Source organism: Onishia taeanensis (genome assembly GCF_900100755.1).
Lineage (GTDB): Bacteria > Pseudomonadota > Gammaproteobacteria > Pseudomonadales > Halomonadaceae > Onishia > Onishia taeanensis.
Genome location: NZ_FNCI01000003.1, coordinates 40371 through 63078 on the forward strand (window position 1 = coordinate 40371; position 22708 = coordinate 63078).

20 protein-coding genes are annotated in these 22708 nt (G+C 58.1%); 16 read left to right on the plus strand and 4 right to left on the minus strand.

What is annotated here, in order from left to right; genetic code table 11:
• Positions 1 to 167 precede the first annotated feature (167 nt).
• Both BLR71_RS04840 and BLR71_RS04845 read left to right on the plus strand, forming a co-directional pair.
• The gene (locus BLR71_RS04840) at positions 168 to 971 is read left to right on the plus strand and encodes an amidohydrolase (RefSeq protein ID WP_092523661.1); all 804 of its coding nucleotides are present in this window, start codon (positions 168 to 170) and stop codon (positions 969 to 971) included.
• A complete protein-coding gene (locus BLR71_RS04845) occupies positions 971 to 1672 on the plus strand; it encodes a pseudouridine synthase (RefSeq protein WP_092523663.1) in 702 nt (233 codons plus the stop codon). Before BLR71_RS04840 ends, BLR71_RS04845 begins: the two co-directional genes overlap by 1 nt.
• A 168-nt stretch (positions 1673 to 1840) precedes the next feature.
• Here BLR71_RS04845 and BLR71_RS04850 read toward each other — a convergent pair whose 3' ends face one another.
• A complete protein-coding gene (locus tag BLR71_RS04850; protein ID WP_092523665.1) occupies positions 1841 to 2428 on the minus strand; it encodes an outer membrane beta-barrel protein in 588 nt (195 codons plus the stop codon).
• 79 nt (positions 2429 to 2507) lie between these two features.
• Positions 2508 to 2915 (minus strand): hypothetical protein, encoded by a 408-nt coding sequence (locus tag BLR71_RS04855; protein WP_175491612.1) that lies wholly within the window; start codon positions 2913 to 2915, stop codon positions 2508 to 2510.
• Between the two features lie 256 nt (positions 2916 to 3171).
• Here BLR71_RS04855 and pyrC point away from each other — a divergent pair, with 256 nt between their 5' ends.
• Together pyrC and hrpB are read left to right on the plus strand one after the other, a co-directional pair.
• Positions 3172 to 4212, plus strand: coding sequence for a dihydroorotase (gene pyrC, locus BLR71_RS04860; protein ID WP_092523667.1), 1041 nt, complete (start codon positions 3172 to 3174; stop codon positions 4210 to 4212).
• Between the two features lie 7 nt (positions 4213 to 4219).
• On the plus strand, positions 4220 to 6706 hold the full coding sequence (gene hrpB, locus BLR71_RS04865; RefSeq protein WP_245696348.1) for an ATP-dependent helicase HrpB: 2487 nt from the start codon (positions 4220 to 4222) through the stop codon (positions 6704 to 6706).
• A 9-nt stretch (positions 6707 to 6715) separates the two neighbouring features.
• Here hrpB and BLR71_RS04870 read toward each other — a convergent pair whose 3' ends face one another.
• Together BLR71_RS04870 and BLR71_RS04875 are read right to left on the minus strand one after the other, a co-directional pair.
• The gene (locus BLR71_RS04870; RefSeq protein WP_092523669.1) at positions 6716 to 8065 is read right to left on the minus strand and encodes a pyridoxal phosphate-dependent aminotransferase; all 1350 of its coding nucleotides are present in this window, start codon (positions 8063 to 8065) and stop codon (positions 6716 to 6718) included.
• A 71-nt stretch (positions 8066 to 8136) separates the two neighbouring features.
• On the minus strand, positions 8137 to 8940 hold the full coding sequence (locus tag BLR71_RS04875; protein ID WP_175491613.1) for a MurR/RpiR family transcriptional regulator: 804 nt from the start codon (positions 8938 to 8940) through the stop codon (positions 8137 to 8139).
• Positions 8941 to 9383: 443 nt separating this feature from the next.
• Here BLR71_RS04875 and BLR71_RS04880 point away from each other — a divergent pair, with 443 nt between their 5' ends.
• The 12 genes from BLR71_RS04880 to BLR71_RS04935 all read left to right on the plus strand — a co-directional run bounded on the left by BLR71_RS04880 (position 9384) and on the right by BLR71_RS04935 (position 22707).
• Positions 9384 to 10175 (plus strand): ZIP family metal transporter, encoded by a 792-nt coding sequence (locus BLR71_RS04880; RefSeq protein ID WP_217629313.1) that lies wholly within the window; start codon positions 9384 to 9386, stop codon positions 10173 to 10175.
• 200 nt (positions 10176 to 10375) lie between these two features.
• Positions 10376 to 10579, plus strand: coding sequence for a cold-shock protein (locus BLR71_RS04885; protein ID WP_092523673.1), 204 nt, complete (start codon positions 10376 to 10378; stop codon positions 10577 to 10579).
• A gap of 611 nt (positions 10580 to 11190) precedes the next feature.
• Positions 11191 to 12357, plus strand: coding sequence for a polysaccharide export protein (locus BLR71_RS04890; protein ID WP_092523675.1), 1167 nt, complete (start codon positions 11191 to 11193; stop codon positions 12355 to 12357).
• 127 nt (positions 12358 to 12484) lie between these two features.
• Positions 12485 to 14767 (plus strand): polysaccharide biosynthesis tyrosine autokinase, encoded by a 2283-nt coding sequence (locus tag BLR71_RS04895; protein WP_245696349.1) that lies wholly within the window; start codon positions 12485 to 12487, stop codon positions 14765 to 14767.
• A 137-nt stretch (positions 14768 to 14904) separates the two neighbouring features.
• Complete coding sequence (locus tag BLR71_RS04900; RefSeq protein ID WP_092523678.1) at positions 14905 to 15915, plus strand: NAD-dependent 4,6-dehydratase LegB; 1011 nt, start codon at positions 14905 to 14907, stop codon at positions 15913 to 15915.
• Between the two features lie 94 nt (positions 15916 to 16009).
• Complete coding sequence (locus BLR71_RS04905) at positions 16010 to 16636, plus strand: NeuD/PglB/VioB family sugar acetyltransferase (protein ID WP_092523680.1); 627 nt, start codon at positions 16010 to 16012, stop codon at positions 16634 to 16636.
• Positions 16633 to 17652, plus strand: coding sequence for an N-acetylneuraminate synthase (neuB, locus tag BLR71_RS04910; protein ID WP_092523682.1), 1020 nt, complete (start codon positions 16633 to 16635; stop codon positions 17650 to 17652). Before BLR71_RS04905 ends, neuB begins: the two co-directional genes overlap by 4 nt.
• Positions 17649 to 18845, plus strand: coding sequence for a UDP-N-acetylglucosamine 2-epimerase (gene neuC / locus BLR71_RS04915; protein WP_175491614.1), 1197 nt, complete (start codon positions 17649 to 17651; stop codon positions 18843 to 18845). The genes neuB and neuC overlap by 4 nt, the downstream gene beginning before the upstream one ends.
• 14 nt (positions 18846 to 18859) lie before the next feature.
• Positions 18860 to 19918 (plus strand): sugar phosphate nucleotidyltransferase, encoded by a 1059-nt coding sequence (locus BLR71_RS04920; protein WP_175491615.1) that lies wholly within the window; start codon positions 18860 to 18862, stop codon positions 19916 to 19918.
• 47 nt (positions 19919 to 19965) lie between these two features.
• Entirely contained in the window at positions 19966 to 20682 is a 717-nt protein-coding gene (locus BLR71_RS04925; protein WP_092523690.1) for an acylneuraminate cytidylyltransferase family protein, read from the plus strand.
• Positions 20663 to 21460, plus strand: coding sequence for an SDR family oxidoreductase (locus BLR71_RS04930; RefSeq protein WP_092523692.1), 798 nt, complete (start codon positions 20663 to 20665; stop codon positions 21458 to 21460). Before BLR71_RS04925 ends, BLR71_RS04930 begins: the two co-directional genes overlap by 20 nt.
• Entirely contained in the window at positions 21457 to 22707 is a 1251-nt protein-coding gene (locus BLR71_RS04935; protein WP_139172540.1) for a polysaccharide pyruvyl transferase family protein, read from the plus strand. The genes BLR71_RS04930 and BLR71_RS04935 overlap by 4 nt, the downstream gene beginning before the upstream one ends.
• The last annotated feature ends 1 nt before the right edge of the window (position 22708 follow it).

Here is a 22708-nt window from a genome sequence, read left to right on the forward strand (position 1 = left end):
GCCTCGCCTCGGAAAAGTCATAAACTAGCACAACGCTTGAATCAGCCCCAGCCGATGTTAGTGGAGTAGGGCCGGCCTCGCTCTGTCATCGGCAGTCGCACGACGACACGAGGCGGTCGAGACCGTTACGATAGGGAGAGACTGGCTTGATTAACGGAGGGCATGTCATGAGCGATTTGAGAACCACTCTGGTGCAGTGCGACCTGCGCTGGGAAGATCCGGATGCCAACTGTGAGATGCTCGAAGAACTGCTGGGCAACCTAGGGGCGGCCGAGACGGATCTGATCGTGCTGCCCGAGATGTTCGCCACCGGTTTCACCATGAACTCTCGGGAAATGGCCGAGCCCATGGCCCAGAGCAGCACCGTCGCCTGGCTCAGGCAGCAGGCAGAGTCCCGTGGCTGTGTGGTGACAGGCAGCGTTGCCATCGAGGATAACGGCAGCTGTTACAATCGCCTGATATGGGCGCGGCCCGACGGTAGCATTACCCATTATGACAAGCGCCACCTGTTTCGCATGGCCGGAGAGCATGAGCGCTATGGCGCCGGTGACCAGCGAGTGATTGTCGAACTCAAAGGCTTCCGTCTGCTGCTTTCCGTCTGCTATGACCTGCGTTTCCCGGTGTGGATGCGTCAGCATCCAGGCCAAGAGGAGCATTTCGAGTACGATGTACTGCTTTGCGTCGCCAATTGGCCGGCGCCACGTCGCCAACCATGGCGGACGCTCCTGGCAGCCCGAGCGATCGAGAATCTTGCTTACGTGATCGGCGTCAATCGGGTGGGCGAAGATGCCAAGGGCCTTGCCTATGCCGGTGATTCCATGCTGCTGGACTTCAAGGGCGAGCCCATCGTCGACCGCCCCCGTGATCAGGCCTTTCTGCACACCGTGACCCTCGAGCGACAGCTGCTCGAAGATTTCCGCGACAAGTTTCCCGCCTGGCGGGATGCCGATGATTTTGAGGTTTCTCTTTAATGCGTTTGGACAAGTTTCTCAGCGATACGACCGATCTGACCCGCAGCTTGGCCAAGAAGGCCATGCATCGCGAGGAGGTCATGGTCGATGGTGTCGTCGTCAAGAATCCGGCGACCCAGGTCGGTACGGATAGCAAGGTAAGCTGGTTAGGACAGACGCTGGCGCTGGTGGGAACGCGCTATGTAATGCTGCACAAGCCCGCCGGCGTCGAGTGCAGTGCGCGTCGCGGTCTTTACCCACTGGCGCATGAGCTCATCGATCTGCCCAAGGCGGAGCGGATGAATACGGTGGGACGCCTGGACGTCGATACCACCGGTTTGGTGCTGATGACAGACGATGGTCAATGGTCTCACCGCATTACATCGCCGAAACGGCGCTGCGAGAAGGTCTATGAGGTGACCCTTGCCGAGTCGCTCCAAGGTGAAGAGGCCCAGCAGGCGGTAGAGGCCTTTCAGGAGGGGGTGCTGCTTGATGGCGAGGAACAGCCGACCAAGCCGGCCAAGCTCGAGATGCTTGGCCCACAAAAGGCCAGGCTGGTGCTGATCGAAGGCAAGTATCACCAGGTCAAACGCATGTTTGCTGCCATCGGTCATCATGTCACGGCGCTACATCGTGCCTCGATTGGCCCAATCGAGTTGGATGTGGCCTTGGCACCCGGTGAGTGGCGCCATCTTAGCGAGGAAGAAATCGCCGCTTTTTAAGGGCTTCTAGACCGAGCAAGTATACCGTTATTTTGAGTGATGTGATGGCGTGTGTTGGCCTGAACTGAGTGCGCGTGATAGAGAGCAGGACTTAGCTGTCAGGTCTGGGATGTAGGTCTGGGTGAACAAGCTTAGAGAAAGCCCAGGAAACCACTCGGTCTCGATAGGTCAAAAACGGAAAACCAGCGAGGCGGTGGCCATGGTCAGGTGCTCGAGGTCATCGGAGTCGATGACTTCATATTCCAGTTGGCCCACCAAGGAACGATATAGCCGCATGTTGGCGCCCATGCCGTAGATAGGCGCGGTACCCCCCATTGACCCTGATGACTCGGGGGCGTTGGTGCTGCCGCGCCATTCGGCGAGCCCTGACTTGGCAAAGACGCCTACACGCCCCATTTTCACACCGGCCAGCAGGCTGCCGTTCATGCTGGTGGTATCGAGAAGGGTGGGGGAGCCATCGAGTGACACTGAAACATTATTGCTTTCGAAATAGGCAAGTTCGGCGCCGAATTCGAGGTGTGGAAGGCGAGAGAAGAAATAGCCTGCCATGACGCGAAAGCCGGTGGTATCGCCGTTGGCGCTGTTCACTGGTTTTCCGCCAATGGTCAGGCCGTTGTCCAGGACAATGCCGCCGCTTTCGGTGTCAGCGTAGATCGAGCCGTTATCAGCATTGGCGGCCAGTGCCGAGCAACTCGCGCCCAGAAGACAGAGCAACGTCAAAGGGATCAGACCGCGGCTCAACGTTGGGGGCGTCATGTGATGTTCGCCTGTACGTGGATTCCGGTGAAGTCACCCATTCACCGGCTTAAAGCTTAGTGCTCGGCACCAGGTTTATCTACTTTTTGTCGTCCACTGGCTTGCTGTTGCTGGTTTTTCCCTTGAATTTGCTGCGCAGGGTGAACAGCAGCGACTTGAAGGCCTGGGTCAATACGAAGACAACCCAGGCGGCCGTTGCAAGGATGTTGACCATCAGCATCTTCTGGCTGCCGCTTAGCGGGGTTGCCAGGAGCCCCTCCACTACCACCGCAAAGAACAGCGCCATCAGCAAGGGCAGGGCAAAAAGGTGCATCTGCATCTCTGTGCGCCGGCGGCGAACCCGGAAGCGTCGCAGGGTGATCCGCATCGGGCGGTGTCCCCAACTGACCACCAGGATGGTCGCGACCATTGTCAGCGCCGCGACCGTTGGCATCGCCGAGCCATCCCATATCGAGAAACTGACCGACCAGGCCAGGGCCAGCCACATGGCGCCCTCCAGGGCGGCAATGATATCGGCTGACTGGCGAACCCTTGGCATGATGTTTCTCCCTGAATAAAGGCCACCATAATACGTAACCCGACGGGGCTTGTCGCAAGCCCTTATCGCAAGTCTTGCTGTGCTTGAGGGTGGCTTCTTACTCAAGCCCCGTAGTTTGGAGGGTTGCTTGATGGCTCGCTCGGGGGCCACGCAGTGAAGTCGAAACGTTATACTATGCCCCGCCATCTACCACACAGGATCCGCCGTGAATCAGCTGACCATCACCACTCCCGACGATTGGCACCTTCACCTGCGCGATGGCGAGCCGCTAAAGGCGGTCTTGCCCTACAGCGCGCGCCAGTTTGGCCGGGCGATCATCATGCCCAACCTGACCCCGCCGGTCACGACCACCGAACAGGCACTGGCCTACCGTGAACGCATCCTGGCGGCGCTGCCTGAAGGGGCGAGCTTCGAGCCGCTGATGGTGCTCTATCTCACTGATAACACCCCGGCCGAGGAAATCGAGCGGGCCGTGGCCAGTGGCGTGGTCAAGGCGGTCAAGCTGTATCCCGCTGGTGCCACCACCAACTCATCCTCGGGGGTTACCGATGTCCGCCACTGCGACGCGGCTATTGGGGCCATGGCGCGCCTTGGCCTTCCGCTGTTGGTGCACGGCGAGGTGACTTCGCCTGAGATCGATATCTTCGATCGCGAGGCCGTCTTCATCGAGCAGGTCATGGCGCCGCTCCTCGAGCGCCATCCGAGCCTTAAGGTGGTGTTCGAGCACATCACCACCGCGGATGCGGTGAACTTCGTGCGTCAGGCTCCCGATAACGTCGCCGCTACCATCACCGCGCATCATCTGCTGTTCAACCGCAACCATATGCTGGTCGGCGGTATTCGCCCGCACTATTTCTGTCTGCCGGTGCTCAAGCGCGAGACCCATCGCGCCGCGCTGATCGAGGCGGCAACCTCCGGGTCTCCCAAGTTCTTTCTGGGGACGGATAGCGCGCCCCATGCCAGGGGGGCCAAGGAGTCCGCCTGTGGCTGTGCCGGCGCCTTCACCGCCCCCGCGGCGCTGGAGCTCTACGCGACCGCCTTCGAGCAGGCCAGTGCATTGGATAAGCTCGAGGGTTTTGCCAGCCATTTCGGTGCGGACTTCTATGGGCTGGCCCGCAACCAGGGCACGGTCACCCTGAAGCGTGAGGACTGGCAGCTGCCAGCTGCGCTTGACTATGTCGGCGATGAGGTGATCGTGCCGCTGATGGCGGGTGAGACGCTCGGTTGGAAACTGGCTGGCGCCTGATCGACGCATGCCAGATCAACGCCAGACCCATGACGACCGACTCATGACGGATGTGGCCACTCAACTGCCCATCGAGGCTCGTCTGCCGGCTATTCGCGACGCGATGGCCGGTCACTCGCGCGCCTTGCTGGTCGCCGAGCCCGGCGCCGGCAAGACCACCCGGGTTCCGCTCGAATTGCTCGACGAGCCCTGGTGCCGTCAAGGCAAGCTGTTGCTGCTCGAACCGCGCCGCGTGGCGGCAAGGCTAGCCGCTCGCTACATGGCCGAGCAGCTTGGTGAATCTGTTGGCGAGACGGTGGGCTATCGCATGCGCGGCGAGAGCCGAGTGGGACCCAACACTCGACTCGAGGTCATCACCCAGGGCGTGCTGACGCGCCTCTTGCAGGACGACCCGCTGCTTGAAGGTGTATCCGGGATCATCTTCGATGAATTCCATGAGCGCAGCCTCGAGGCGGATCTGGGGCTGGCGCTGACCCTGGACGCGCAGCAGGGCCTGCGCGATGACCTGCGCCTGCTGGTGATGTCGGCGACTCTGGAGGTTGAGGCACTCAAGGGGGTGTTGGGCGCTTCGGTTCCAGTGATCGATTGTCCGGGTCGCAGCTATCCGGTCACCACGCATTATCGGCCGATGAATGGTCGCGACGATGCTGCCCGTCAGCAGGCGACGGTGGTGCGCGAGGCGCTGGCGACGCAAGAGGGTGATCTGCTGGTATTCCTGCCCGGTGTCGGCGAGATTCGCCGTTTGGTTCGGGCGTTATCCAGCCTCGGTGACGACGTCGTGGTGCTCGAGCTACATGGCCGCTTGCCCCTGGCCCAGCAGCAACAGGCACTGGGCCGAGACGATCAGGGGAGACACCGGGTGGTGTTGGCCACCGCCATCGCCGAGTCCAGTGTGACCGTGGACGGGGTACGGGTGGTGATCGACGGCGGCTTCGAGCGGGTGCCGGTCTTTCAGCCGCGATTAGGTCTGACGCGACTGGCCACCCAGCGCCTCAACCGAGCCAGCGCCGATCAACGGCGGGGCCGTGCCGCCCGCCAGGGCCCCGGTGTCTGCTATCGGCTATGGGCCGAGGAGCAGCCGTTGCCGCCTCATGGCGACCCCGAGATTCTTCAGGGCGATCTCTCGGCGCTGGCCTTCGAGCTGGCTCGCTGGGGTGTCCAGGACGCCCAGGCGCTCGACTGGGTCACGCCGCCGCCGGCCGGTCCCTTGGCAGCCGGCCGCGCGCTGCTGCTAGGGCTTGGCTTGCTCGATGACCAGCACCGGCTGACGGCACTGGGACGTGGCTGCAGTCGCTGGCCTTGTCACCCGCGCCTGGCAGTGATGCTTGAGCGGGCGGGCGAGCGCGATGCCATGCCATTGGCCTGCTGGCTAGCGGCGCTGCTTGAGTCGCGTGCGGGCGGTGACGCTCGAGACCTGGCGGTGACCCTGTCAAGGCTCCCCGGTCGCGATGCTCGGGGCAGCGAGGCGCAGTGGTACCGCGATGCCAAGCGTCTGGCCGAGCTGGCGCAGTGCGGCCTCAAGGTGGCGTCGCTGGCCGCCTTGGGAGAGCTGCTGGCGCTGGCGTATCCCGAGCGCATAGCGCTCTTTCAGGCACCGGGGCGCTTCAAGCTGGCTGCCGGCAACCTGGCGCTGCTCGACGCCGATCATCCGCTCGCCCACTGCGAGGTCCTAGTGGCGGCGGAATTGGACGGTCAGGCACATGGGGCGAAGGTCTATCGCGGCGCGGCCCTCAGTCTATCGCGCCTCGAGACGCTCTTTCCCGAGACCCGCGAGTTTCGCCCTCGGCTTGAATGGAGCGATGAGGAGGGACGGCTGATCGGCGAGGAAGTGCGTTCGCTCGGGGAACTGGTGCTGGAGCGCCGGCCCTTGACGGCCTTGCCCGCCGAGGCAGTGCGTGAGGCGCTGCTGGCAGCAGTGCGTCGCCGCGGTCACCTGGCCCTCGATGCCAAGGCCGAGCAGCTACTGGCGAGAGTCGCCCTGCTGCGCCGGACCCTCGGCGACCCCTGGCCTGACTGGTCTCAGGAGGCGTTGCTTGCCGACATGGAGGCTTGGCTGGCGCCTTATCTCGAGGGAGTGCGGCGGCTGGACAAGCTGGATCGTCTGCCGCTGGCGACCATCCTGCTGGACAGGCTCGAATGGCCCCAGCGCCAGGCCCTCGGTGAACAGGCACCGACGCACCTGGCCGTGCCCAGCGGCTCACGTATCCGCCTTGACTATACCGGCGCCGAGCCCGTACTGGCCGTCAAGCTCCAGGAGCTATTTGGCCTTGCCCAGACGCCGCATATTGCCGGTGGTCGAGTGCCGGTGCTGTTACACCTGCTGTCGCCGGCGGGGCGCCCGCTGCAGGTCACCCGGGATCTGGCGAGCTTCTGGGCCCATGGCTATTTCGAGGTGCGCAAAGACATGCGCGGGCGCTATCCCAAACACCCCTGGCCCGAAGACCCTTGGGCTGCCCAGGCTACCGCCCGCACCAAGCACGCCAGGCGTCAATAGCTCGTCTCCTCAGGTATTGCCAGCCGCGGTTGATCCGCCTTCGAGTGACTTCACGAAGGCGGTCAGGGCGTGAATGCCGTCGCGAACCTTTTCGAGCCCTGGGTGTGCGATCACGGAGCCTGACGTGGCAAGCAGAGCCTCGCCATCGAAGTCGACGTAGGCCAGGCGGGCGGTGAGCCGCTCGGCTGGGGCGCCAAACGCAGAACCTGGCAATAGCGCGACACCGCATTTCTTGAGCAGCGCCTGGGTAAGTTCGCTGCCGGTCGTGATGCCATGCCGTGCCAGGGCCTGGCGGTGAGCTTCGAAATCCGGGTAGAGGTAGAAGCCGCCGTCGGGCGCATGGGTGCGGATGCCAGCGGCATCGAGCTCGTGAGCGGCCCACTGACCGATCTCGGTGAGAATCTCACGCTGACGGTTGATATAGGCCTCGAGTGCGGGAGTGCGCTGGTAGGCAACGCAGGCCGCTTCTTGCACCGGGCTCGCGACGCTCGACCAAGTCTCGGAGGCAATGCCGAGCAGCCTTGAGAACAGCGCCTTACCCAGGGCGGCTGGCACATGCATGGCGCCGAAGCGCCAGCCGCCTGCGCCGCACCATTTCGAGAGGCCGGTGGTGGTCACGGTGCCTTCCGGGTAGTCCCGGGCAAAGGCGCGGTGGCTGCCGTCATGGTCGAGCACGCCGTAGATCTCGTCGGATAGCACCAGCAGATCATGGCGCCTGGCGACGTCAGCGAGCTTGGCCTGCTCGGCATGATCAAGCGATAGGCCCGTGGGGTTGCCCGGCTGGTTGAGAATCAGTAGGCGTACCCGGTTGTTCGGCTCGTTGCGACCTGAAAGGGCTTCCTCTAGAGAGACTGCATTGACCTGCCAGCGGCTCTCGAAACTGCACGTCACGCGGCGGGTGGCAAGGTGGCACATCCGCGCCTGAGGCGCGTAGGAGACCCAGGCGGGATCAGGAATCAGCACCTCGGCGTCGGCGGGCAGTGCCTTCAGCAGAGCGAACAGAAGAAGCTTTGAGCCTGGGGCCAGGAGCATTTCTTCGGCCTGCCAGTCGACGCCATCCACCTCACGATGAAAGGCAGCCACCGCTTCACGGGCCGCAGCCAGACCCTGAACCGGCAGGTAGGCCTTGTCGGCGGCATGGTCGGCCAGGGCCTCGACGGCTGGGGCGAAAACGGGGAAGGGCGACTGCCCGAAGCCGAACTTCACGATCCGCTCACCGCCGGCCTCGCGCAATCTTGTCTGCTCATTGATCAGCAGCGTGTCTGAGGCGCGGGGAGCCTCGCCGGCATTGAGGCGTTCCGTCAATGTCGATTTGCTGGCGGAGGCGGGAGCGTGGTGGTTGGACGGGTGAGAGGGCATGGCAGCCTCCTTAGGCGTTGCTCTTGTCTGTGGTGCAGGGTGGTTGGGGCGTGATGGAGTGCGGGTCTTATTTACTCGACGCTAAGGCGTGCGATGAGGGCCTCACGGCGCCGGATTCGCTTGATGGCCTCTGGCCCCAGGCGAGTGGCCAGCCGGGAGAGCAGCATCTCGATCAACAGGAAGAGCGAGCTCATCGGGTTGAAGAAGAAGGGGCCTGCCGCCGCTGCGACCAGCGTTAAGCTGCTCAGCCCCGGAACTTCGCCGCGTGGATGGTTAGTCAGGCCGATGATTGGCGTGCCCTGGTGGGCGGCGGCACGGGCATAATCCAGCGTGCTACGACTCTCTGGGCGAAAGGCGATAGCAACGACGCAGTCTCGCTCGTCGAGATCCAGCACTCGCTCTACATCGACGCCGGCAGTGGAGGCAATCAGTTGGACGTCATCGCGCAGGTAATCGAGGTAGTAGGCCAAGTAGTGCGCCGCGGCAAAGCTCGCGCGTAATCCCACGATATGCACTCGCCTCGCGCTGACCAGCTGGGCGCATGCAGCTTCCAGGGTGTTGTCATCGATGGCCTCCACGCAGGCCCTGACATTGTCGTGTTCGGCCTGGTAGAGAGCCTGCTCCGGCGCCAAAGCGCTCAAGGGTTGACTCTGTTGGGTGTCACCGATCAGGCGCTGGGCGCGGCTTGAATAGAAACTGCTGTCGGCAAGATCTTCACGGAAAAGGGCCTGAAAGGTCTTGAAACCATCAAAGTGCAGGGCCTTGCAAAGGCGGGTGAGTGTCGAGGCGTTGACGCCGTGGTCTTGGGCCAGCGCCGAGATGCTGCTCAGGCCGACCTGCTGAGGCTGGGCCAGAAAACTCTCCAGCAGTGTCAATGCTCGGGCTGATAGCTTGGGAAGGGGGCCGCTTTGAAAGTGCTTATCGCCCCGACGCGCAGCCTCGACAAGACGTGCCAGTGTTGCCAGGTCGCTGGGAGGAAGGGCGTTTTCATGGGACGAACCATCAGGCGGTGCTGGGGATAAGGAGGGCATCGGGTATTCTCTAGCCTGCGTAGGGAACTGATCATGATGCTAGAGTAAATTTGCATAAATGCAAATATATTTGCGATGCGAGGTTGCGAGGCTCACTACCTTCAATGAGATAGTCCCGTGGCTGGCGGGCAGAACTGGCGGAAAGCGCGATGCCGGGTGGAGGAGTGGCACGAAGTAATGTCGACTGCCTATCAACCTTTGTTCAGTTCAGTCCGGGTCGCCTCCGCTATCATGACGACCCTCCAATCCCTCGCACAAAATAGAGCGTCAGGAGCCATGTTCGCCAAATGATAGATATCAGTAACTTATCACCCTTGATGCTCGGCACGCTGGGTAGCCTAGTGGCTGGTTTAATGACGGCCGTCGGGGCTCTGCCTGTACTTTTCGGCAGGGTTCCATCGCCTGCCATGCGTGACTTGTCGCTGGGGTTTGCGGCTGGGGTCATGCTCTCGGCGTCTTTCTTTTCGTTGATCATTCCCGCGCTGGATGCGGCTGGTGGGCGCTATGAGGATGGCATGATCCCAGCAGCCATCGTGTCCGTGGCGATTCTTGTGGGTATTGGCGCTGTGGCATTGCTCAACGAGGTCTTGCCTCATGAGCACTTCGAGAGCGGACCAGAAGGACCCGCCAGCATATCGCTACGGCGCGTCTGGCTATTCGTCTTGGCGATCACGATCCATAACTTTCCAGAAGGCCTGGCCGTAGGTGTCGGGTTTGGCTCCGAGGGGCTCAGCGGTGGAGTGCCGCTTGTCATCGGCATCGGGCTACAGAACATGCCGGAAGGGTTAGCGGTAGCCGTGGCGTTGATGGGTGAGGGCTATCGGCGGTATCAGGCGTGGGGTATTGCCGCCGTCACAGGGTTGGTCGAATGCATCGGTGGTCTACTAGGGGCGGGCATCACGACGCTGTCGTCACTGCTATTACCCTGGGGCCTCGCCTTTGCAGCGGGCGCTATGCTCTATGTCATCAGTCATGAAATCATCCCCGAAACGCACCGTAACGGCCACCAGAAGAAGGCGACGGCGGGCCTCTCGATCGGTTTGGTGGTGATGTTGTTCCTGGATGTGTGGCTGGGGTGAGCCAGATAGACCGCAAACGATGGTTGACCTCGGCGCGCAAAAGCTTCAAGGTGAGCGCAGTTGGTTAGCAAGTAGTAGAACGTCAGTTGTAAGCGATCCCCTTGATCGTCCTGGTGTATTTCTTTCTTGTTTACCCACTGCTCCATCGGGTAACACCCGGCAATAGTATCAACGCGCTTACGGCGCAAGGATCGTTAAAAATGGCAACTGGCACAGTTAAGTGGTTCAACGACGCTAAAGGTTTCGGCTTCATCGCACCGTCCGACGGCGGCGACGACGTCTTTGCTCACTTCTCCGAGATCAAAATGGAAGGCTTCAAGTCTCTCCAAGACGGTCAGGAAGTGACCTTCGAAGTGACTCAGGGCCAGAAGGGCCTGCAGGCTTCGAACATCCAGCCGGCGTAACGCCGCTGCTCCTGGTACGGCCAGGCATATAGAGGTTTCAAACCTCGTACAACAAGGCCCGCGCAATGCGGGCCTTGTTGCGTCTAGATCTTGAACGTTGCGCCTAGGTCTTGAAGAAAACCAACGCCTTTACGTTGAGAGCGGCTTGAACGTACTCCGACGTTTCTTGCCGCGCACCTGCATGGCCCTCTGAGCCCTGTGCGAAGGGCGCCTGTAGCCGCCATGACCTGCCAGATGGATAGAGACTAATACCCAGCGCTGATCGCTCCGAGCCCTATCCCAAGCTTTTGATAAATAAAAATTTTTTTGCATAGCGCCGCCACTGGTGTCTAAGCGAGTGCCCCTCCTGTACAAGCGCCAAGATTAGATGTCTCACACTCATTTGATGATGAAAATGATGATGTGAAATCCCTATGATTTTGTAACCTAGTGAAAGCAATCTTCATTTAATGTAACAGAATGTCTTGCTTGAAGATGGCTGCCCGACATGTGGCTGCAGGTGCGTTTGGTCAGCCCAGGGTGAAAAAAGATAAAGATATGGGGCATTTGGCCAATACTGAAAGATGATTTCAGTGGCGGTAGCGTGGTTTTATTTCGCACGGGAGTACGAAATGGAAGAAACCTTCCATGCCGAGGAAGTTCAGAAAAGGCCCGTCGGCAGGGCTTGCACTCTCATAGGCCTTTCTCTGCTATTGTCCGTTGCTATCTTGGCGTCTCAAGGCTGTGCCTATGCGCCAGGAGGACATATTAGCTATGAGACTGACTCTCCCCCGATAGATGATTTGGTCGATATAAAAGCGATCACGCCTGAACTTGTGGCGGCCTATCGGAAAGAAATTAATGGGGACGTTGCAAGCCTGGTGCCGCCTGAGCTTCAGCAAGAGCTCGATGATTATCAATATCTCGTTGGGCCAGGCGACATTCTGAGCATCATTGTTTATGATCATCCAGAGCTAACCATTCCTGCCGGCGCCGAGCGCAGCGCTGCGGAAACCGGTAATACCGTACATCCGAACGGGACCATATTCTATCCCTATATCGGTAGCGTTCGTGTTGCGGGTAAGTCGTTGGATGAGATTAGGCGACTTATTACCAGCCGACTGTCTAATTACATTAATGACCCGCAGGTCGAAGTCAATATCGCTGCCTACCGTTCAAAGAAAGTCTATATAAGTGGTGCAGTGACGACACCTGGGACCTTACCAATTACCAGTGTCCCCTTGACTGTACTGGACGCCGTGAGTCAAGTCGGTGGAGCCACCGAGAATGCAAACTGGCACAGTGTGATACTCAATCGCAAAGGCGGTAAGCAGGAAATTTCCCTGTATGCCTTGTTGCGGCAGGGCGATCAGTCGCAGAACCTGTTGTTGAGAGATGGAGATGTTCTCCATGTGTCGACTCTCGAGAACCAGAATGTCGCCGTGCTCGGCCAGGTGCGCACGCCGGGTAATCTGGCGCTCGGGAACGAGCGGATAACATTGACAACAGCCCTGGCTAGAGCAGGTGGTGTCATTGAAACCACTGCAAAGCCTTCCGGCATATTCGTGATACGCGTCCAGCCTCCTGAGAGTGGCAAGCTAGCTACTGTGTATCAGTTGGATATCAGTAATGCCACTGCATTGACAATGGGAACCCACTTCCCGCTACAGCCAAAAGATGTCGTTTATGTAACGGCCGCACCACTGGCTCGCTGGAACAATGTCATCAGTTTGCTATTGCCCACCGCCGTGCTGCCAATCACTATATCTGATGCCAATAATGGACTCCAAGACTTGTAGCCATCAGTTAGCTAGTATACCCGGTATACTGTCGTAGTTTGGTTGCTGATGACTGCTATTAATCAATGTCTAGGCAAAATGATTCATATTTTCTATTGGTTCTCTTTGCAGATGTCTGCGAGTGACGATGATCCAGTATAAAGGCACCGTTATGACTAAGATGCAGCAGATTCCCGGTGTGCCTCATGAAAGTGGAGATATAGACATTTCTCGCTTGTTAGGTATTGTGCTGGATAATAAGTGGTGGATACTCTCTGTGGCATTCTTGTTTTTCCTGAGCGGGGTTTTTTATGCACTCATGTCGACTCCAGTGTATAGAGGGGATGCTCTGATTCAGATAGAAAAGCGTTCTTCCGTAAACCCGCTTGGAGATCTGAAAACGGTCCTGGGCGAAGAAGAAAACAATGGTTCATCGGTTGAGGTTGAAATTCTTCGTTCCAGGATGGTCCTAGGAAGAGTCGTTGATCAGATGAGCCTTGATACCATTGTCGCTCCACGTACTCTTCCTCTCGTTGGCGAGTATATCCAAAGAAAAAACATATCCCGCCCTAGCACGCCCTCAATACCAGCACTGAACAACTTTTTAGGGCGCTATAATGATTATCTCCCTTTTTCCAATGCGGTTGAGGCCTCAGTGTGGGGTGGTGAGACCATTGACGTTGGGCTTTTCTCCGTCGCGGATGCATTGCGTGGTCAATCTTTGACATTGAAATCATTGGGCCCGGAGAGGTATCGGCTCTCCCTTGGCGATGAGCTGCTGGGTGAAGGTGTCGCCGGGCAGAAAGCCAGTTTCATGGACGGGGCTATAGAGCTGCGAGTCTCTGGCATAACAGCGCCAGCGGGCGCTGAATTTACGCTGACCAAGGCGCTTCGGTCGGCTGCGATCCAGTCTCTGTCTTCCAGGCTCTCCGTTTCTGAGACGGGAAGTGGTTTTGTTGGCAATGCGGGCATGCTCCGCTTGACGCTGACGGGTACGGACCGCGAAGAAATACGTCGTTTGCTTGATGCTATCAGTGAAACTTTTTTGATGCAGAATGTTGAGCGACAGTCGGCGCAAGTCGATCAGAGCCTGGCTTTTATTAGCGAACAGGCGCCGGATCTGCGGACCCAACTATCCAGTGCCGAAGACAAGTTGAATGAGTACCGTGTCAAGATGGATAGCGTGGACCTTGATTCGGAGTCTCAGTCCGTTATTGCTCAATTGATTGATGTAGAAAAAAAATTGAGCGAAGTTGAGTTCCAAGAAGCGGAGATGGCGCAGCGGTTTACGCGTAACCACCCGGCGTATCAAGCCCTGATGCGTCAAAAGAGCTTTCTGAGAAATGAAAGAGACCGCCTCAATGCGCGTGTTGAGAAGATGCCAGCTGCTCAGCAGGAAGTTGTCAGGCTGACTCGGGATGTGGAAGTCACGCAGGCAATCTATGTCAACCTTCTAAATCGCTCGCAGGAGCTTAATTTGGCCAAGGCTGGAACAATCGGTAATGTTCGGATTATTGATTCAGCCCAAGTTAGCCCAAGCCCGATTGCACCGAAAAAGGGGCTGGTCATCATGTCCGCCACCTTGCTAGGCGCGACTTTGTCCATAGGTATTGTATTGCTCCGAGCCTTTATTAATAGAGGAGTAGAGGTGCCAGAGCAGCTGGAGAGTATCGGGTTGCCAGTGTATGCGACTGTTCCTTTATCGGATGACCAGCAGAAACTCGTCAGGAAAAGCAGAAGCCACTCTCGAAATGGACATGTGATCAAGGGCATTCTTTCCGTGGAAAGGCCGACGGATATTGCCATCGAGGCGCTCAGGGGACTGCGGACCAGCTTACACTTCGCCATGATGGAATCAAAAAATAACTGCATCATGGTGTGCGGGCCTAGCCCTGAAGTGGGCAAGAGTTTTGTGGCGATGAATCTCGCGGCAGTTTGCTCTCAGACAGGTAGCCGAGTCTTACTAATCGATGCCGACATGCGAAAAGGAAATATTCACAAAGCATTCGGTGAGCATTCGGCAGAGGGGCTTTCAGACTTTCTGTCAGGGAAGGTTGAATGGAAGACGGTGGTTCGTGATACGAGTATTGAAGGGCTTTCTTATGTTGCTCGTGGCTTAGTGCCGCCAAACCCTTCGGAGCTTTTGATGCAGGACAGGTTCGGTAGTTTCCTGGCGGATGCTGGAAAAGAGTACGACCTGATTGTCATTGATACGCCACCTGTCCTAGCCGTTACAGATAGTGTGATAGTGGGCAAACAGTCTGGCACATCCCTAATGGTGGCGCGCTATCGGCATAACCCTCCAAAAGAGATAAAGCTGGCACTGCGACGGTTCGAGACCTCTGGCGTGGAGATTCGAGGTTTCATACTCAATGCCCTGGAAGGCAGGACGAGTGCTAATTATGGTTATTATAATTATTCCTATAAGTAAGTATTCTGCATTAGCTTTAATGCCGTGACGATGCCATGTGGTAGTGATCTGAAGGATCGTCACGAAGGTCTGGGTGGGGGTTAGCTGATGTGCATTAGGGTCATGCTGTTAATTTCTGGGAAATAGTGATAATTAAAATGAATCTAAAAGGGAAGAAAGTCCTCGTTACGGGCGCGGATGGCTTTATCGGCTCTCATCTCGTCGAAGCCTTGGTAAAGCAGGGGTGTTCTGTACGCGCCTTCGTGATGTATAACTCCTTCAACTCCTGGGGATGGCTTGATCATTGTGATCCCGTTGTCCGCCACGACCTGGATATATTCTCTGGAGATATACGAGACCCTAATGGGGTTCGCCAGGCCATGAAAGGGTGTGACGTCGTCTTCCACCTTGCAGCCCTTATCGCCATTCCCTACTCCTACCACTCGCCCGATACTTACATTGATACCAATATAAAGGGCACTTTGAACGTTATGCAGGCAGCGCGGGATTTGGACGTGTCGAAGGTCGTGCATACATCTACTAGCGAAGTGTATGGAACGGCGCGTTACGTGCCTATCGACGAAGAGCATCCGCTACAAGGGCAGTCACCTTATTCCGCGTCGAAGATCGGGGCTGATCAACTTGCCTTGTCGTTCCAGCGTTCATTCTCTACGCCTGTGGCGCTGATTCGTCCGTTCAATACCTATGGACCGCGCCAATCGGCCAGGGCTGTTATCCCCACCATTATCACTCAGGTCGCATCCGGTGCACGCCAGCTGAGCCTTGGTGCCTTGCACCCGACCCGCGATTTCAGTTTTGTCTCCGATACTGTGGCCGGTTTCATGGGCGTCGCGGAATGCGATGCTGCCGTGGGCGAAGTGATCAATGTCGGCAGCGGCTTCGAAATCAGCATTGCGGATACTGCCGGCATGATTGCCGAGCTTATGGGCTGTGAGATTGATATCGGCACCGATGAGCAGCGGCTGCGTCCTCAAAAAAGTGAAGTAGAGCGTCTCTGGGCAAGCACGGAGAAAGCCAACCGCTTGCTGGGGCACCAACCCGAGCATGGCGGCTTGGATGGATTGCGTCGTGGGCTAGAAAAGACCATTGCCTGGTTCACTGAAAGCGACAACCTGAGCCATTACAAAGCGCACCTCTACAACATCTAGGCGCTGACGCAAACGACCTGCGCTCGCCTTCCGAAGAGGCTAGCACCGATATCAAGCGCACTGCTGTTGTGCCGTTGAATAGCCAGGAGAGCCAGTGAGTGAATTTTTCGTAGTCGGGGGCGGCGGCCACGCTCGGGTGTTGATTCATGGGCTTCTGAAGTTGGGGCATCAAGTCTATGGCTATACGGCATTGCAAGATGAAGGAAGACTGATGGGCGCACGCTATCTGGGCACCGATTTGTCATTCCATGAACTTGAGGCTCATCTATCTGCATCCGCAGTACTTGGGATGGGAAAGGTGGCGGTAGAGGGGCCACGGCTCGCAAGCTTCGAGCAATACCGGGCGCGTGGTTTCAGCTTTCCAGCCATTTATATGATGGGCGCGACCGTGCATGACGATGTTCGTGCCGGAGCCGGGACCGTCGTGCTGGATGGCGCTGTGGTCGTCACCGGCAGCCGCCTGGGACAGGCCTGTATCGTCAATACCTGTGCCTCGGTCGACCACGACTGCAAGCTGGGTAATGACGTTCATGTTGCGCCGGGTGCCACCCTCAGCGGCGGGGTTGTGATTGGCGATCACTGCATGATCGGAGCGGGCGCCACCATCATCCAATCCGTTCAGATATGTGCGGGGTGTCTGATAGGTGCCGGCGCTACGGTGACTCGCGACATCACCACTCCGGGGACCTATGTCGGCGTTCCGGCCAGGAGGATCTCATGAGCGCTTCACCTTCCACCTTTGTGATCGCTGAGGCGGGGGTGAATCACAATGGCTGCTTGGACATGGCCATCGAACTGGTCGACGCCGCCAATCGGTGCGGCGCCGATGCCGTCAAGTTCCAGACCTTCAAGGCTGACCGCTTGGTGACGCGCCATGCCGCTAAGGCCGCCTACCAGCATCAGGCCGTGCCGGGCGCGGACTCCCAGTATGCGATGCTCAAGGCTTTGGAGCTGACGGATGACGATTTCCAACACCTTCATTCTCACTGCCTGGACATCGGCATCGAGTTTCTATCCAGTCCTTTTGATGCCAGCAGTGCTGTCTTCCTGAACGAGCTAGGCATGCGCCTGTTCAAGGTTCCCTCCGGGGAGATCACGAACCTGCCTCTCCTCAAGCGCATCGGCAGTTTCGGCAAGCCGGTCATCCTGTCGACCGGCATGTGTTACCTAGCGGAGATCGAGGTCGCGCTGAATCTGTTGAAAGAGGCTGGAGCAGGTGACATCACGATCCTTCACTGCGTTACCCAGTACCCGGCTCCCTATGAAGAGATCAACTTGCAGGCGATGAACACTCTGGCGAATGCCTTTGGTGTCAGCGTGGGTTACTCCGATCATACGGCAGGCATTGAAATCCCCATCGCTGCGGTGGCCATGGGCGCCACAGTGATCGAGAAGCACTTCACTTTGGATACCACCCTACCGGGCCCCGATCATGCCGCTTCACTGGCACCGGGGGAGTTTCGCCAGATGGTTCAGGCCATCCGTCATGTGGAAAGCGCCCGTGGCGACGGTCGTAAGTGTCCGGCTCCCTGCGAGCGACCTAATCTCGATGTCGTTCGCAAGAGCATCGCGACGGAGCGCCCGATTGCCGAGGGGGAGGTCATCACCCTGGAACACCTGGCATTGAAGCGACCGGGAAGTGGGCTTGCGCCAAGCCAGCTCGAGATGGTGGTGGGACGCCGCACGTCTCGCTCGATCGCTGCAGATGAACTCCTCGGCTGGGGAGACTTGCTGTGAGCAACCGACGTATATGGGTCCTATCGACTACTCGAGCCGATTATGGCCTGCTTTATTGGCTGTTACGCGAGATCGACGAGGACCCCGAGCTGGAACTGATGCTGGTGGTCAGCGGTTCGCATCTGTCGACCGAATTTGGTGAGACCGTCCGCGAGATTGAGCGCGATGGTTTTCGCATTCATCGTCGTCTCGAGATACTGCTGTCTTCCGATAGCCGCACGGCGATGGTCAAGGCGATGGGACTGACCATGCTGTCCTGTGCCGAGTCCTTGGCCGAGGATCGCCCTGATCTGCTGGTGTTATTGGGAGACCGGTTCGAGATCGTGCCGGTAGCACTCGCCGCGGTGGCGCACGGTATTCCTCTGGCGCACCTGCACGGCGGTGAAACCAGTCGAGGGGCCCTCGATGAGTACTTCCGTCACGCTGTCACCAAGCTTGCCAATATCCATTTTCCAGCGACCGAGGTATATCGGCGCCGCATCATTCAGATGGGGGAGGACCCGGCATGGGTGTTCAACTACGGTGCGCCGGGCCTGGATCACCTGCATCGCAGTAAGCCGGTTAGCCGTGAGGCCTTGGAAGAGTCCCTCGGCATATCGCTGAACCGGCCAACGGCCATCGCGACCTTTCATCCCGCCACCAGCGATATGGCGACCGGCTCCGGGTCGCAGGTCGCGAACCTGCTGGAGGCACTCGAGGCGTGTAATGACCTCCAGGTGGTTTTTTCCAAGGCCAATGCCGATACCCAAGGGCGGGATATCAATCAAGCACTGGCTCGCTGGTGTACAGATCATCCTGACCGCAGTCGCCTTTTCGACAACCTTGGGCCACTGGTTTATCAGGGGTGCCTTCGTCATCTCGACCTGATGTTGGGTAACTCCTCGAGCGGTCTGGTTGAAGCGCCGTCTTTTGGACTTCCTGTCGTGAATATCGGGTCTCGCCAGGAAGGTCGCTTAGCCGCAGGCAATGTCATATCAGTGGACAATCGAGTCGACGAGATTCGTCGAGGCATTGCCCTTGCCCTGAGTCCCGAATTCCGGGCGCAACTCATCCATCTGCAAAATCCCTATGATCGCTTCGGCGATGGTTGGACCTCGCGACGGATTAAGGAAACCTTGAAAGTCGTTCCCCTGGATACCGGGGTGACCAAAAAAGGGTTTATCGATGCAGCTATGGCAGCCGGGAACGAATGAGGGGAGGTGATACGATGTTCGACTCACTCTTGATCGATGAGCATCGCAAGGTCCTTGCGGCGTTACACCAACTGGAAGAGACCCGGCGTAAGATTCTCTACGTCACCAATGAAGAAGGTCAGTTGCGTGGCACACTGACAGATGGTGACGTGCGACGTTGGATTCTAAGCGGTGGAGACCTGGAAGGACAGGTCGGAGATGTGTGCAACCACATTCCCTATTCGGCGCGTGAAGGCTATCGCATCGCCGATATCGAAAATGCCATGTCGACGCACAAGATTACGTCGGTGCCGGTGCTGGATGACGATGGTTGTATCGTCGATGTTTTATTCTGGGAAGACCTCTTTCATAAGGAAGGAAGCATCAAGAAGCAAGCGCCCCTCGCCTTGCCGGTCGTGGTGATGGCGGGTGGGAAGGGCTCTCGGCTGGCGCCTTTCACTAGCGTATTGCCCAAGCCGCTGATTCCGGTTGGAGAAAAGACCGCAATCGAGATGATCATCGACTCATTCGTTCAGTGTGGCGTTGATGATTTTTATCTGTCGGTCAATTACAAGTCGAAGTTGATCCAGGCCTATTTCGAAGAACTCGAACCCGCTTACCGTATTAATTATATCCATGAGGAAAAACCGCTGGGCACTGGCGGGGGCTTGCATGCCTTGATTGGCCGCTTTGATGGCGACCTAATCGTGACCAATTGCGATGTCATTATCAAGGCTGATTACCATGCTCTGATGGCACATCACAGCCTGGAAAACAACGATATCACCATGGTGGTATCACTTCGTCATTACGATATTCCTTATGGCATCTGTGACATCGTCGATAACGGCCAGCTATGCGAAATGCGGGAAAAACCCCATTACAACTTCCTGGTTAACACCGGGCTTTATGTTCTCAAGTCTTCGGTACTCAACCTGATTCCCGAGAACCAGTTCTATCACCTCACCGATTTGATCCAGGACGTCAAAGAGCGGGGCGGACGTGTCGGCGTTTACCCTATTAGCGACAAGGCCTGGTTGGATACCGGTGAATGGCAACAGTACTGCGAAACCATGGCGCAGCTACGCGCTTGATGCCCCCCTGACAGCCTCTGCACGTCCCTTGTTTGAAGGTAAACGCGATGATTGATAGCCAACGCGTCGTGGCCATGATCCCGGCTCGCGGCGGCAGCAAGACGGTGCCTGGCAAGAACCTGCGTGATCTCAATGGCAAACCATTGATTGCCTGGACCATTGAGTTGGCCTTGAGCCTCGAGGAGGTGGATCGGGTCATTGTCTCCACCGACAGCGACGAAATTGCCGCCGTTGCACGCCAATATGGCGCTGAGGCCGTTCCTCGCCCTCCCGAACTGGCAACCGATACTGCCTTGGTCCTGGATGCTGTGCGTGATCTCGCCCAGCGCCTTCATCAAGAAGGTGAGGGCGCGGCCTATGCACTCCTATTGGAGCCGACGGCACCCCTGCGCCGCGGTATCGATGTGCAGTCCTGCCTGCAACGCCTGCATCAAGATGGCTTGGACTCGGTGGCAACGTTCAAACCCGCCGACCTGAACCCGCACCGGGCTTGGCGCATCCGTGAGGGGATGCCGGAAACCTTCGTCGAGGGCAGCGTGCCCTGGTTACCGCGGCAGCAATTGCCGGAGGCCTTTCAGCTCAGCGGTGAGGTTTATGCTTTCCGCCTCGACACGCTCGCAACCGCGACGCTGGGCATGCTCTTCGGGCGGACCGGAGCTGTGGTTGTCGATGGAAAGGCATCATTGGACATCGATAACGAACAGGATTTTCTGATCGCGGAATTCATCACCAGGGAGAGCCAGAATGAACAGATCTCTGCATGACTTACTCAGCCTCGAAGGTCGCACCGCGCTAATCAGTGGTGGAGCCGGTCATCTTGGGCTCGCCATGGGTGAGGCGCTTGCCGAGCTAGGAGCTAATGTAGTGATTGCCAGCCGTGATGCCGAACGCTGCAGGGCAATTGCGGCTGGGTGGTGCGATCGTTGGCCAGCTGCGCAACACCGGGGCATCGCCCTCGATGTTACCGACCGGGAGTCGGTCGCTCGCTGCGTAGAGTATTTGCAGGACACTTGCGGCGGTCTGAATATCCTGGTCAACAATGCCTGGTCGGGCCGCAAGAACAGCTGGCAGAGCATCGATGAAGATGACTGGTATTACGACGTGAATATCAGTCTGAATTCAGTATTCCGGATGGTGAAACAGTGCCACCCCCTGCTAAAAGCCAGTGCTGGCAATATCATCAATATCTCGTCCATGTATGGCCATGTGGCTCCCGACTACCGGCTCTATGAAGGCACTGACCATGCCAACCCGCCCAGCTATGGCGCGGCCAAGGCCGGTGTCCTGCAGTTCACTCGCTACCTGGCCAGTTTTCTCTCGCCTGATGCCATTCGTGTCAACGCCATCAGCCCGGGTGCCTTCCCGCATGCCGTAACCCAGGAAAACCAGACCTTCATGGAGCGCTTGAAGAGCAAGGCCCCCGCCGGCCGCCTAGGCGAGCCAGAGGATCTGAAGGGCGTCGTAGCGCTGCTGGCAAGTGATGCCGGTGCTTATATGACGGGACAGAACTTGTGTGTCGACGGTGGCTGGGCAATCTGGTGAACCTGAGCCGCGAGGATGAGCCACTAGCCGGGAAGGTGGGAGACGCAATGAAAGTATGTCTGGTCAACGATACCTCCGATGACCCGAATTGGGGCGCTAGAGCGACCTCTTTGGCGCTTCGCGAGCTGATTCATGAGGCCGGCGGGCGGGTCGAATCGACGCTATATCAGTACCGTATTGGTATGGCACAGGCGGAGGATATTGCGTCAGTTCGAGACGCGGAAGTTCTATCAGGGCAGGTGGAAGATGTCGCGCCGAGACGTTGGCAAGAGTTTGAGTCTAGAGCCCGCGACGTCATGGATGGCGTCATCTTTCCGGAAATACATACCGCTCTGGCCAGCAGTGATGTCGTGCTAATCAGCGGCGAAGGCTGCATCTATGACTGTACCCGGCAAAGTCGCATGATCTACTTCATCGCCTATCTGGCAAAGCGCTTTTTAGGCAAGCCAACGGCGATAGTCAATCACAGTATCGTGATGAATGACCCGGTATTGCGGGAAATCGCCGACCATGTCTATCCGTTATTGGATGACGTCGTGTTTCGCGAGCCAGACTCGGCGCTGGCCTGTGTCAGCGGGCTGGGCCGTGTCGCGTCTGATGCCGCCTACCTGTACCAACCGCAAGGCGATGAATGGTGGCCTCAGTCGGGATTGTCTCAGCAATCGCCCCAGGGCGAGAACGAAGGCGAGATATTGCGCGGTGGCGACTTCGATCCACAGGTCCCTTATGCCTGTATCGGCGGAGGCTCGGTATATTTTCGCGGACTCAAGCCGGGGTTCGATGCGGTACCCGGCTTCAGCAAACTATGTCGCGCGCTGCAGGCATGTGTCGGGCAGGTCATTCTTACCGCTTCGTCGGGCAAGGATCTAAGCATCATGGAGCCCCTGGCCGAACGCCTCGAGCTGCCTTTGGCCGGTGTCAATTTGCCTATCCAAACGGCGGTCAATCTGGTGGGGAATGCCCAGGTGTATATTGGTGCCCGCTGGCATCCCAGCATCTTTGCACATAGCGGCGGTACACCGGTCATCGCTCTGAACCGGCATACCGTCAAAATGGATGCTTTCCTCAAGCAGGTGGGCATGCAGCAGAGCGCTTTCGATCCATTCGCGATCGAGGATCAGCTTGATGATCTGATGGCAGAGGTCAAAGCTCACCTGCAGGCGGGAGAGGAGCTCAGAAGCCACTTGCGCAACGGTGCGCTTCGGCTTGCCGGTATGGCGCGTGAGAACGTGCACCTCCTGACCTAAG

Excerpts from the sequence above, each read along its gene's own strand:
- BLR71_RS04840 (WP_092523661.1), top strand. The coding sequence starts at position 168 with ATGAGCGATTTGAGAACCACTCTGGTGCAGTGCGACCTGCGCTGGGAA.
- BLR71_RS04880 (WP_217629313.1), top strand. The coding sequence starts at position 9,384 with ATGATAGATATCAGTAACTTATCACCCTTGATGCTCGGCACGCTGGGT.
- BLR71_RS04890 (WP_092523675.1), top strand. The coding sequence starts at position 11,191 with ATGGAAGAAACCTTCCATGCCGAGGAAGTTCAGAAAAGGCCCGTCGGC.
- BLR71_RS04855 (WP_175491612.1), bottom strand. The coding sequence starts at position 2,915 with ATGTGGCTGGCCCTGGCCTGGTCGGTCAGTTTCTCGATATGGGATGGC.
- BLR71_RS04895 (WP_245696349.1), top strand. The coding sequence starts at position 12,485 with ATGATCCAGTATAAAGGCACCGTTATGACTAAGATGCAGCAGATTCCC.
- BLR71_RS04930 (WP_092523692.1), top strand. The coding sequence starts at position 20,663 with ATGAACAGATCTCTGCATGACTTACTCAGCCTCGAAGGTCGCACCGCG.
- BLR71_RS04920 (WP_175491615.1), top strand. The coding sequence starts at position 18,860 with ATGTTCGACTCACTCTTGATCGATGAGCATCGCAAGGTCCTTGCGGCG.
- BLR71_RS04850 (WP_092523665.1), bottom strand. The coding sequence starts at position 2,428 with ATGACGCCCCCAACGTTGAGCCGCGGTCTGATCCCTTTGACGTTGCTC.
- neuB (WP_092523682.1), top strand. The coding sequence starts at position 16,633 with ATGAGCGCTTCACCTTCCACCTTTGTGATCGCTGAGGCGGGGGTGAAT.
- hrpB (WP_245696348.1), top strand. The coding sequence starts at position 4,220 with ATGCCAGATCAACGCCAGACCCATGACGACCGACTCATGACGGATGTG.
- BLR71_RS04870 (WP_092523669.1), bottom strand. The coding sequence starts at position 8,065 with ATGCCCTCTCACCCGTCCAACCACCACGCTCCCGCCTCCGCCAGCAAA.
- BLR71_RS04885 (WP_092523673.1), top strand. The coding sequence starts at position 10,376 with ATGGCAACTGGCACAGTTAAGTGGTTCAACGACGCTAAAGGTTTCGGC.
- BLR71_RS04900 (WP_092523678.1), top strand. The coding sequence starts at position 14,905 with ATGAATCTAAAAGGGAAGAAAGTCCTCGTTACGGGCGCGGATGGCTTT.
- BLR71_RS04845 (WP_092523663.1), top strand. The coding sequence starts at position 971 with ATGCGTTTGGACAAGTTTCTCAGCGATACGACCGATCTGACCCGCAGC.
- BLR71_RS04925 (WP_092523690.1), top strand. The coding sequence starts at position 19,966 with ATGATTGATAGCCAACGCGTCGTGGCCATGATCCCGGCTCGCGGCGGC.